Genomic DNA, 11,741 nt, shown 5'->3' on the forward strand with positions numbered 1-11,741 from the left:
TCGGATTAAATCCTTGAACGAGCGTTAACTTTAAATCCTTCGTAAATTTTGTCATACAAAAAACTGCACCTCCAATTGTTAGACTGTGTCTAACAATTGGGGTGCAGTTCAAATATCCTTGGCTTTTTTAACTATGCATCCACCTTTTGTATTTCTTCACTCTTTCTTGAAAGTTTACCTGGCCAAAAAGCAAATCGGCCTAAAACTACTGTAATCGCGGGTACAAGTAACGGTCTTACGATAAACGTATCTAGTAATACGCCAATTGCAGTTACAATACCAAATTGAACTAATACTTGAATTGGAAGTGTACCTAACACTGCAAAAGTTCCTGCTAAAATTAAACCTGCCGATGTAATAACACTACCTGTTTGTATTACACCATTTTTTACTGCATCCAAGTGATTTTGTGTCTTTCTGTTTTTCCATATTTCTGAAACCATAAAGATATTATAATCTTCACCTAAAGCAACTAAAAATACGAATGCGTACAACGGTATCGCACCTTGAATGGCCGGCGCTCCCATACCGTAATGAAGTAATACCCATCCTGCTCCTAACGCTGAGAAGAATGATAAGACAACAGTTACAATTAAATAAACCATTGCAACAACCGATCGTAAATAGACAAGTAATAGTAAAGCGATAATGCTAATCATTACTGGAATAATTACTGATTCATCACGTTCCGTAATTTGCTTTGTATCATATAATGAAGCTGTTTCTCCACCAATCCACAATTGCTCTTCAGCATTACTAATCCCAGCATCTTTTAATACTTTTTCTACACTGTTTTTCAATTTAGGGATTTGATCTAACGCTTCAATTGCGTATGGATTTTCCGCTAAAGAAACTTCATACATTTGTATTTGCTTATTTTCTTTTCCCTCTTTTGGCTCTTTTACTGTATTTACGAAAGAAAATTTCTCTAGTTCTTGTTTAATAGGAAGCTCTTTTCCTTTCGTATCAACAACAACTTTTATTGGTGCTAGTTCACCAGCTGAGAAATGATCACTAATTAACGTAAACCCTTCACGAGAAGGCATATCCTTTGGAAACGACTCTAATAAGTCATATGTGTATTGAATACGTGGTACGAATGAAGCCAATCCGCCTAATACAAATACAGTTAGCATAATTATTGTCCATGGTCTTCGTACTACAATATCTCCAAGTTTTTTACTAAAGGAGCCTTTTGATTTTTTAACTTTTACAGCCCTCTTTTTCTTTCTTGCAAATTCCTCATTCATTGAAGTTGTTCTCGGTATAAACGGAAAAAATGCAATTCTACCGAAAATTAATAATAGTGCTGGTAAAATTGTTAAAGCCGCGATTCCCATTATAAATACAGCAACACTAAATGGTACTGCAAATCGATGAAAGGCACCATAATGAGCAAGTAGTAATGTTCCTAATCCAAGTACAACAGTTAACGCACTCATTATTATTGCACCGCCAGATGCTTTAATCGCCAGTTGCAATGCTTTATATTTACTTTCTTCTTCTAACAAGTACTCTCTATATCTCGAAATTAAAAATAGACAATAGTCCGTTCCAGCGCCAAACAATAATACTGTCATAATTGATATCGCTTGGGCATCTACTTTAATCCATCCGTGATCAGCTAAAAAACCGAGTGTAGGACTAATAATACCGTATGCAAAGCCAACAACAAGTATAGGTAAAATCGCTAAAATTGGTGAACGATATAGTAAAATTAACAAAACTAACACTAGTAGTACAGTAGCGACTAACAATTTCACATCTGCTTGACTAAATAAACTAACTGCATCCGTTTGAATACCTACAGGTCCTGATAATCGAACATGTAAACCAGATTCACTTACTTTTTGTTTAAATGGATCTTCATCCACCTTACTATTCACTATTTTTCTAAACTCTTCAAGATTTCCTTTTAATATATCCGTACCAGCAGATTTATTAAAAAATACCGGTGTAACAAATGATGCACCATCTTTTGACGCACTTTTTGATAATACTTGCTCTGGAATTGTATCAAATGGTGGTAACGTTGATTGTTCTTTTAAAGGACTAGATTTTAACTCTTTATAAACATCTTGTATGAGTTTATAATCCTGTGACTGTAATCCACCATCTCTATACCATACTACTAACAAAGGATTCCCTGCATTATTCGGAAACTCTTTTTTCATAAGCGCTTCCGCTTGCTGTGACATAGCTGTTTCAGGTAAATTTTTCGGATTCGGTTCTTTCGTACTGTTTACTTGTGGTAACGTAAATGAAAGTAATAATGTAATAAGAACCCACACCGATAAAGTGATCCACTGCGTATTTCTCCCTGCTACAAGCCTCCCTAACATATGTAACGGGTGCTTTTTCATAAAAACCCACCTTCCTTTTTTCCTCCATTATTAATTATATATACTGGTCGGTTAATTAATCAAGAATGATTGAAAATTATGTTATAATTATCTCAATCATAAATGTCAGGAGCGAATGTATTTGGAACAAAAACAACGTCCTATCGGAAGGCCGCGTCAAAATAAAAATACAAAATCTACAAAAGAAAACATTTTAGAAGTAGCAACCCGCTTATTTCTTACACAAAATTATCAAGTCGTTTCTATGGATGAGGTCGCAAAAGTTTGTGGTGTTACGAAAGCAACTGTCTACTATTACTATTCAACAAAAGCCGATTTATTTACCGCTACTATGATCGAAATGATGGTACGTATACGTGAGAATATGTCTCAAATACTCTCTACAAACAAAACTTTAGAAGAAAGATTATTAGACTTCGCTAAAGTTTACTTACACGCAACGATGGATATTGATATGAAAAATTTTATGAAAGATGCAAAACTGTCGTTATCTGAAGAACAATTGAAACAATTAAAAAATGCTGAAGATAATATGTATGAAGTACTAGAAAAAGCACTCGATAATGCTATGCACATCGGAGAAATTCCGAAAGGGAACGCTAAATTTGCGGCTCATGCTTTCGTATCTTTATTATCTATTGGGAATTTTAAAGATGAAAATCACAATCCTATTCTTGCAAATATAGATGAATTAGCACAAGAAATCGTTTCTTTTTATTGGAACGGATTAGGTCATTCATATTAAACAGATTTCCTTTAATAAAAAAGCATGTTTGAATTTTTTTCAAACATGTTTTTTTATAATTTAGCATCCATTATCTAAAAATTATTATCTTCGACTTTTATAAATTTTGAAGTTGAATCTTTATATTCCCCTTACTTAATCCCCCATGGTAACAAACTACAGATTCAATATCTAGATTTAAATACTTCTTCAAAGACTGCTGTGCTTCCTTAATATTTATAGTTGTTGGGGCGTGAATTCCTCCTAACATCCCATTCACACTATACATAGAGTCTCCTGCAACAAGAATTTTACTTTGTTTCAAATATAAACTAATATGACCCGGGGTATGCCCTGGAGTATGAAGAATTAGTATTCCACCGCAATACGGAAGTTCTTGCCCGTCAATCATAGTATCACTCACTTTTCCTTTTGGTCGGTTCTCTACATTTCCGTCCTTCAATAAAGGTAAATCCCCCTCGATATATGGCTTATCTAGTTCGTGCGCATAAACTTTAATATTACTTCGACAGCGCTGCAACAACTCCGGAAGACTACCTATATGATCAATATCCTGATGCGTCAAAATCACGACTTTTAACTTATCAAATGATACCCCAACCTTTTCCATCTCTACTTGTATATCTTCAATTTGTCCTGGGAAACCCGTATCTATTAATACTGCCATTTCATCATCCCATAAAAGAATTGGATGAATAACAAATTCTTGAAATTCAAGTTGTAACATTTCTATCCCTTTAGCAATCTCCATACAGCCATTCTCCTTTATGTTGAAGTTTGAAAATATGTACGAGTAAACTGAAAATATAAAGTGAAACTTTAATCCGTGGGGCTTTTACTACTCGGCAAATAGCGGGATAAAGCACCTCTATCTTATAATATGTTTTGTCATCCCAATAGAGAATGCTTCAAACCCTATAGATTCATAGTAAGATTGCAATTTTTCTACACACATAAGTTGTGGAATAACCTTGTTTTGTTCACAGTGTTGGATTAATCGTTTCACTATTTCTTTTCCGATGCCACTAGACTGATATTTTGGCAATACACCAACTCCACAAATAACACCTGTTATTACACCATCTGATATAACACGCCCCATACCAATTAATTGTTGCTCTTTAAATGCGTATATTGCATACCAACTTTGTTTACACATTTGTTCTAATTCATTCACTGTTAATTTAATAGAATTCCATCCTAAAGATTCATATAAAGCTAATAATTCATTAAATTTTGTAGGATGTTCACTTGTGTAGTGTATACTATTTTTCATGTAAATACTCCCTATTCTATAGTTTGTTAATGTTCCATAAAATTCTCCTTATGAAAATTGCGATTGACGTGAAAATAACTAGAACAAACTTCAATAAGAAAGATAGAATTCCTTCTCAACATAAAATAAAAAGAAGTTATCTCACTTAAGATAACTTCTTTTTATATAAGACTCTCATTATATTATCAACCAAAAAATATACAACTGCATACGATTAGCACAAACAAAACTAATAAACCATTTGAGAAATAACCCATTGAATACTACCCCTTTATTAAATTATGTAAAAGATTTTATCATAAAATGATTTACAACTTAATAACTGAAAAAGACATTGTATTCATTAGTTATATATGTTTAGTAATATTTTATTTTCGGTCATATTCTTCTTAACTTAAACCACTTCTCATCCCCTTATACTTAAGTTCAGATAACCTCAGAACAATACATAAGAAGACCTCAACTTATTGACGTCTTCTTTTCAACTACACTAATGGCTAATTCACGTTTTTTTATCAAATATATATAAACCCTTCACTAACAGAGACATGTATGAAATGCCTTCCCCAATACATAAACATCTATAATCTGATTATTAACATCCTTATAGCCTTTAAATCTCATCCTCAGTTATTCTAATAGCTCTCTTATTCGAAAAGATATTTTTAAAAATTCCTACTCCAAAAATTAATAAGCCTATACCAACTAACTTATTTATTTGTAATGGGACGATCTCCATTCCGAACAATCCAAATGTATCAATGGATAATGCAACGACCAATTGAGTAATAAGACTAATTAGCACCGTATATGCTGGACCTAAGCTCTTTATTGCACCCATTATACAAATAATTAACCCGATGCCAAACAGTCCACTTACATAAAACAAATAATTTGTAGTATACACTTTAATGTTAATACTGTTTTCTGTAATGATATAAAATAGAATAGAGCTAATGAGACCTATTCCAAGGACACATGTAGTCGTTAACCACTGTCCTACATTTTCATTTACTTTTGCATTAAAAACAGATTGTAAGCTAATTAATATTCCTGCCAATGTAGCTAAACTAAATCCAATCAAAATCTTCCTCTCCCTTTCATTGCTCATATATATTATCTTTAGCGACTTCCTTCATTCTAGAAAAATCTTTAATTACAATAACTCCATTACTCTTTTCAATTAGTTTTTCATTATAAAATCTTTGTAATACCCGAATTACGTGCCTATAACTTACCCCTATAAAATCTGCAATACTCGTTACCGAAGTTGCATTCAAATCCCCTTTATACATATTCCCGTTACTATCTGTTGAAATTGAAAGTAAATAACTAGCTACACGTACTTCTACAGGATACAGTAAATTAAGAGCAGTAAAACGAGTCGATATTTTTAACGTGTTCGCAATGTTTTCAAGCAAGAACTTCATAAATATAGGATCATGTAATAACTTGTTTCTAATAACCGTATTAGAAATAGAGATTGCTACAACATCTGAACAAGCTTCAACGACATTATGTGCTTTGCTATTTTGAATTAATTCAATATCACCAACAATGGCCAATGGATTAATAAAGCGAAGGATTAGTTTCTTCCCTTCAGGTGTAATCGTGTAAACTTTTACTTTACCTTTAACAACAAAATATAAACGATCCATTTCGTCATCTATATTGCAAATAAGCTCGCCTTTTTCAAAGTGATTTAATTGAAAATAAGCTGTATCTATTTCTGAAAAAATCTCGAGCGTTTTATTGATTCTCAAATAATGCGTAATTAAACTTGATCTATTCTCCATATTCATTTCTCCTTTCATTTACATATTAAATACAACAATACCTATAATCATTACTATTGTTCCCACAATATGATATCTCTCCATCTGTATCTTTTTTATATGAAACAGTCCTTTCATTTCAATAACTGTTGCCGTTAACAATTGAGCAACCATTAGTGTGCCAGCTGTCAATGTAACTCCTAGTGAATATATCGACATCGTTTCTGCACAAATAATGAGTCCACCAAATGCACCCGCTGCTAAATATACTTTTTTCACACTCTTTAAATCTGTTACTTTCTCTTCTTTCTTTAACAAAAATACAGTTGTTGCAATAATGAATCCAATTAAATGGGTTATAATACTCGTCGACCATATACCGATATGTGAACTAAGTTTCGCATTAAAGGTTCCTTGAAGTGTTATAAATATCCCCGCAAAAACAGCAAATAGAATACCTTTCAAAAAATCATCTCCTCATCCTTTATTTCTGACTTAATTAAAAACCATCATCCTATAATGGCAAAAGGACAAATGTCACATCACTATGAAAATAACTTGGAATAAAAAAAACACACCTCAAAAATGCGAGATGTGTTTTTCATTTATATATAAGGTTTTATAAATGAAAATTACGCTACATTAAAAGATTTCTTTTTCATAACAAACTTTGCAAATAAGAAACGTACAAGCGGTCCCATAATAATTAATTGTAATGGATATGCCATTATGAAATTTTTAATAAAAATCGAAAAATAAATTGAAACAAATGAATCTCCTTGTAGTCCACCATGTAAATGCATCATAGCCATACCGAAAAATGACATAAAGAACACCATTCCGATTACCATAGTTGTCGCCATCGCAACGATAATATTTATTTTCTTAGATTTATCAAATGGCAACATGAATACAATTTTTTTCGCACAAGGTCCAACTATACTTATTTCAATTAATAGCGCAATAATAAAGCCAATTAATAGTTCTAATGCAATCTCTTTAATATAAATTGGTCCTCCTGTTTCATTCATTAGTAAATTGTAAAACGTCATTACGATAACCATTCCAAGGCACATCATCATGCCAAATTGGAGGTTTTCTTTTCTTGTTGTTGGCAAATTTCATCATCCTCTCTCTTTGAGTCTTTGTCATTATATCGACATTGGAACCCCCTTCGTAAGTGAACATTTTGTGAACAAATTTAAAACGTTTTCATGTATTTTCTTTACTTTCAACTCAAATTCTCACTTTTACTTATAAAGGTTTTATATATTTCAATGTTGAATTACTAAATTTAACATTGCATTACATTATTTCTAGGAGGATAACCATGAATGAAACAGAATTTTACGCATATCACATCGTAACAAGGAAAAAAATGCATATCGGACAAATGATTCCTTTTAACAAAAATCAACACAATACTCTATATCACTTCTTTTTTGAAAGAAAACAATTAAATGCTAATGGTGAAGATGGCATACAAATTTTAAATAATCACTATAAAAATGACGAATTACATATAAATAATGAAAATGCTAAAGTAGTTATAAGTTATATGGATCAAACAATTAGAGCAGTTAGAGAAACAATTGTAGAAATGGTTAGACTACAAGAATTCCCTGAATACCCTTCCAGGTTATCTTGTTTATACGCTTCAAAAAGCTATGAAGATGCTTTAAAATGGAAAGCATTATTTGATTCTTACAATCGAGAAGTTTTACAGATTGTTAAACTACGAGTAATCGGAAGTTCTTTTGAAGGTGACGGTAATCTTTTACCGAAAGAAGATGGTATTCCTTTTTCTCAAAAAATCGAACAAGCTAGAGAGTATTGGAAAGGAAATATTAGAAATGAACTTCCTGAGCTACTGATTAATGGAGAAATTGAAGTGGTGGAAATTATTGATGACTTCTCCTCAATTCATATTTAATTTCTAACTAAATCATATAGGATGGAGATTACAATGAAGAAAAAAGTGTACTTCAATCATGATGGCGGCGTAGATGATTTAATTTCATTATTTTTATTACTTCAAATGGAAAACGTTGAACTTACCGGTGTATCTGTTATCCCAGCAGACTGCTATTTAGAACCCGCAATGTCTGCCAGTCGTAAAATTATCGATCGTTTCGGCAAAGGTAATATTGCCGTAGCCGCTTCAAACTCTCGTGGGCAAAACCCGTTTCCGAAAGACTGGCGGATGCATGCATTTTATGTAGATGCTTTACCAATTTTAAATGAGTCTGGAAAAGTTGTAACACCCGTGGTGGCAAAGCCTGCACATCACCATTTAATAGAAACACTTCTACAAACGGAAGGAAAAACAACTTTATTATTTACCGGGCCCCTAACTGACCTTGCTCGTGCGTTATATGAAACTCCCATCATAGAAGATAAAATTGAACGTCTCGTTTGGATGGGTGGTACATTTCTTACAGCAGGCAATGTACATGAACCAGAGCATGATGGAACAGCTGAGTGGAATTCGTTTTGGGACCCTGAAGCAGTGGCTCGTGTATGGGATGCAAAAATTAAAATCGACTTAGTGACACTAGAAAGTACAAACCAAGTTCCGTTAACTATAGACATACGTGAACAATGGGCAAAAGAACGAAAGTATATTGGTATGGATTTCCTTGGTCAATGCTATGCAATGGTTCCCCCTCTCGTTCACTTCTCAACGAACTCTACCTACTATTTATGGGATGTACTAACTACCGCGCTTGTCGGAAACACTAACCTTGCAAAAACTGAAACAATTAATAGTATTGTTCATACATACGGACCAAGCCAGGGGCGTACAGAGGAAACTGCTGATGGACGACCTGTAAATGTCGTTTACGATGTAAAACACGATGTTTTCTTTGAATATATTACTAAATTAGCTAAAAAAGCTGCTACTTGAAACCTCAATAACACGAAAAAAATTTATTAAGAATGATATACTTTAATTAATATAACATGAGGTGATAAGATGGATTATGAGTTACTAAAAGAACGAATAGAAATTATAACTTCTAGAATTAAATACATAGGTGGTGAAGTTCAAGAAGTTTGTATAGATGAACCATCTTCCCTTGAACAAATAATCCAAGTAGAAGAAAAACTGGATATTAAACTACCAAATAGCTTCAAAAAAGTACTTTTAGAGTTCTCAGGAAATTTTAGCTTACGCTGGTTTTTACCTGACGATGTAGAGCTACCAAATGAACTTACTGATATTTTTTGCGGAACACCCCACTGGAGTTTAGAAAGTCTTTCTGAATTCGAAAAAGAACGTAAAGACTTGGTTGACGAGTTTTTTTCAAATCTAGATGATGAATATGATGTAGTTTGGCACAACAAATTAGCATTTTGTGAAGTGGGAAATGGAGATTATTTAGCATTTGATATGAAAGATGATATAGATGCTCCAATAATTTACCTAAGCCACGACGATGGAGAAGGACATGGGTATAAGATTGCGAATAATTTCATTGAATTCATTGAGAATTGGTCAAGAGTAGCTTTTGTAGGATGCGAAGATTGGCAGTGGTTACCTTTCACTACTAGTTTTGAAAGTGGTATAAATCCAGATGATGAACCAGCCAAAAAATTTAGAAATTGCTTGGGACTTAATATTTAAAAGAGTATTGAATTAAATTTCAATACTCTTTTTGTGCAATTTAATTATATTGGATTAATGTAGTGTCTTATTGATTATTCATTTCATAACCATTGACAAAATAAGTTATTGTTTCTAACTCATCTTCATTTAATTCTCTATCTAGTTCTTGTTTATACGCTGCCTTTATCTTCTCTTCATCGCCCTTATGAGCTTCTGTATAAGTTCCTACTGCTTTTAACATGCGAATCTCTTGTAAAAACTCCTCTCGATTTATCGCTTCCCCATGAGAAAGAATATATGTCTCAGCATCAAATTTTTCTAATTCATCTATTAATGCAAACGTTCTTTTCGTCGTATAGTTCCACTTCGAAGAAAAAATATCTGCATATATACAGTCTCCTAAAAATAATATCTTTTCTTCTTTCACGTAAATAACAACTGAATCATGTGCATGATCTCCGCCCACATGTTTTAACACGCATGTCACTTCACCAAGATCTAATTCAATTTCATTCTGGAACGTTAAGGTCGGAGGAATAATGTTAATATTTCTCGCTTTTTCTTCAAACTCTTTTTTTATGCAATCCGCACAAAATGCAATTTCAGTACCCTCTTTTACGCGTGCGTCCAAAGCTTCATCTGTCCATTCATAAGAAACAAGTGTACGCATCTCTTTTTTCGTTTCAGAATGTGCAATAGACAATGCATCTTGTAGTACAGGCAATCCAAAAATATGATCCCAATGCCAATGGGTTAGTGCTACGAAATCTGGATTCGATACATTTTGTTCTTTTAACATTTCTAAAAATAATTGTGCATGTTCTTCTGAATTCCCTGCATCAATCATTAACGTTTTTTCTTGTCCAACGACCATTCCTAAGATAGGTCTATCTGTTTCAGAAACAGGTGTCATATACCAAAATGAGTTTCCTATTTTTTTAATTTGTTGCATAACCAATTCCCCTTTTCATTTCCTCACTTAAGTTTAATATATAGATTATAACGAATCACTACTTTTTTCTCTATACTCAAACACAATTACTTGGACTATTCTAACTTTCCTTTTCGTAAGCTAAAAATAAGTGGAAGAATCGGAGTGTGATACTATGGAACGATTATGGATTCCAATGATTGTTACGTTTTTTTCATTTGGTGGATTACTATTAGGCGGTGCTGTTGGAGTAGCAACACGCCAACTCATTGAAGAAAAGATGCATCGTTTATACGCATTATGTGGCGGAATTTTACTTGGGCTTTTATCCCTTGAAATTATTCCTGAAACATTTTCAAGCTACGAAATGATTGGGCCTATACTTGGTATAGCCATCGGTATTTTAGTTATGAGCTTATTAGATAACTATTGTCACCATCCAATGATACATAAAAAAGATCAACAAGCATGGCAAACCTTCCTTTTTCTCTCTTTCGCTATATTTATTCATAATATACCTAGTGGATTTGCGTTAGGTACAGCTTTTATAAATCATAATGACTCTGCCATTCCCTTTTTAATAGCAATTGTCGTTCACCATATTCCAGAAGGATTAGCTTTAATTATTCCATTTCTTTTTACAAAACATAAATATATTTCCTTTTTATTAACGACTTTATTACTTTCTCTTATTCTCGGTACTGGCACAGTTTTTGGCATTTTGATGGAAGGAAAAGCTCTTCACCTGCAAGGACTCATTATGGGAAGTGCTATTGGTTCACTTGGATATGTCACAATTCATGAAATGCTTTGGAAAGCTAAGAAACAGCTCTCTTTCCTTACATTTCTAATGTGGGCAACTAGTGGTTTTCTCCTAATAATAGCGTTTACTCTACTAGCTGGACATCACTAAATTAAACAAAAAAGATAGCTGAAAACAATTTGTCTTCAGCTATCTTTTTTATTCTTTCTATTTCTCTATAGCTCCCTAGAAAAAACATGCATATACTTTGTTTTGAAATAACTGTAGTATTTCTTTCA

The 11,741-nt window shown here is 33.0% G+C and carries 13 protein-coding genes; 5 read left to right on the forward strand and 8 right to left on the reverse strand.

All coding sequences use genetic code 11. The features are described from left to right. Positions 1 to 131 precede the first annotated feature (131 nt). Entirely contained in the window at positions 132 to 2,363 is a 2,232-nt protein-coding gene (locus ACTFSL_RS14440; protein ID WP_440041909.1) for an MMPL family transporter, read from the reverse strand. 121 nt (positions 2,364 to 2,484) lie between these two features. On the opposite strand from ACTFSL_RS14440, the gene ACTFSL_RS14445 reads away from it, so the two are divergent. After that, a complete protein-coding gene (locus tag ACTFSL_RS14445; RefSeq protein WP_000435995.1) occupies positions 2,485 to 3,108 on the forward strand; it encodes a TetR/AcrR family transcriptional regulator in 624 nt (207 codons plus the stop codon). A 97-nt stretch (positions 3,109 to 3,205) separates the two neighbouring features. On the opposite strand, the gene ACTFSL_RS14450 is transcribed toward ACTFSL_RS14445, so the two are convergent. The 6 genes from ACTFSL_RS14450 to ACTFSL_RS14475 all read right to left on the reverse strand — a co-directional run bounded on the left by ACTFSL_RS14450 (position 3,206) and on the right by ACTFSL_RS14475 (position 7,277). Continuing rightward, positions 3,206 to 3,859 (reverse strand): MBL fold metallo-hydrolase, encoded by a 654-nt coding sequence (locus ACTFSL_RS14450; RefSeq protein ID WP_000401476.1) that lies wholly within the window; start codon positions 3,857 to 3,859, stop codon positions 3,206 to 3,208. Positions 3,860 to 3,976: 117 nt separating this feature from the next. Then, the gene (locus ACTFSL_RS14455) at positions 3,977 to 4,384 is read right to left on the reverse strand and encodes a GNAT family N-acetyltransferase (RefSeq protein WP_119683331.1); all 408 of its coding nucleotides are present in this window, start codon (positions 4,382 to 4,384) and stop codon (positions 3,977 to 3,979) included. 613 nt (positions 4,385 to 4,997) lie between these two features. Next, on the reverse strand, positions 4,998 to 5,468 hold the full coding sequence (locus tag ACTFSL_RS14460) for a DMT family transporter (RefSeq protein ID WP_088054280.1): 471 nt from the start codon (positions 5,466 to 5,468) through the stop codon (positions 4,998 to 5,000). A gap of 16 nt (positions 5,469 to 5,484) precedes the next feature. After that, positions 5,485 to 6,180, reverse strand: coding sequence for a Crp/Fnr family transcriptional regulator (locus ACTFSL_RS14465; RefSeq protein WP_025689651.1), 696 nt, complete (start codon positions 6,178 to 6,180; stop codon positions 5,485 to 5,487). A gap of 18 nt (positions 6,181 to 6,198) precedes the next feature. Continuing rightward, complete coding sequence (locus ACTFSL_RS14470; protein WP_000676262.1) at positions 6,199 to 6,624, reverse strand: DMT family transporter; 426 nt, start codon at positions 6,622 to 6,624, stop codon at positions 6,199 to 6,201. A 167-nt stretch (positions 6,625 to 6,791) separates the two neighbouring features. Further along, positions 6,792 to 7,277 carry a hypothetical protein gene (locus tag ACTFSL_RS14475; protein WP_053564543.1) on the reverse strand — a complete coding sequence of 162 codons (486 nt, stop codon included), beginning with the start codon at positions 7,275 to 7,277 and terminating at the stop codon, positions 6,792 to 6,794. 212 nt (positions 7,278 to 7,489) lie between these two features. Here ACTFSL_RS14475 and ACTFSL_RS14480 point away from each other — a divergent pair, with 212 nt between their 5' ends. The 3 genes from ACTFSL_RS14480 (at position 7,490) to ACTFSL_RS14490 (ending at position 9,787) form a co-directional block, all read left to right on the forward strand. Then, positions 7,490 to 8,092, forward strand: coding sequence for a DUF2441 domain-containing protein (locus ACTFSL_RS14480; RefSeq protein ID WP_103622804.1), 603 nt, complete (start codon positions 7,490 to 7,492; stop codon positions 8,090 to 8,092). Between the two features lie 21 nt (positions 8,093 to 8,113). Then, positions 8,114 to 9,067, forward strand: a complete 954-nt coding sequence (locus tag ACTFSL_RS14485; RefSeq protein ID WP_440041913.1) for a nucleoside hydrolase — start codon at positions 8,114 to 8,116, stop codon at positions 9,065 to 9,067. A 69-nt stretch (positions 9,068 to 9,136) separates the two neighbouring features. Next, positions 9,137 to 9,787: an SMI1/KNR4 family protein gene (locus ACTFSL_RS14490; protein WP_440041915.1), complete on the forward strand. Its 651-nt coding sequence runs from the start codon at positions 9,137 to 9,139 to the stop codon at positions 9,785 to 9,787. Positions 9,788 to 9,854: 67 nt separating this feature from the next. Here the strand turns inward: ACTFSL_RS14490 and ACTFSL_RS14495 are convergent, their stop codons facing one another. Beyond that, positions 9,855 to 10,721 (reverse strand): MBL fold metallo-hydrolase, encoded by an 867-nt coding sequence (locus ACTFSL_RS14495; RefSeq protein WP_098584411.1) that lies wholly within the window; start codon positions 10,719 to 10,721, stop codon positions 9,855 to 9,857. 154 nt (positions 10,722 to 10,875) lie between these two features. Here ACTFSL_RS14495 and ACTFSL_RS14500 point away from each other — a divergent pair, with 154 nt between their 5' ends. Next, positions 10,876 to 11,613 carry a ZIP family metal transporter gene (locus ACTFSL_RS14500; protein WP_000440625.1) on the forward strand — a complete coding sequence of 246 codons (738 nt, stop codon included), beginning with the start codon at positions 10,876 to 10,878 and terminating at the stop codon, positions 11,611 to 11,613. Positions 11,614 to 11,741: the final 128 nt, after the last annotated feature.

The organism is Bacillus cereus group sp. MYBK108-1 (genome assembly GCF_051917185.1).
Lineage (GTDB): Bacteria > Bacillota > Bacilli > Bacillales > Bacillaceae_G > Bacillus_A > Bacillus_A cereus.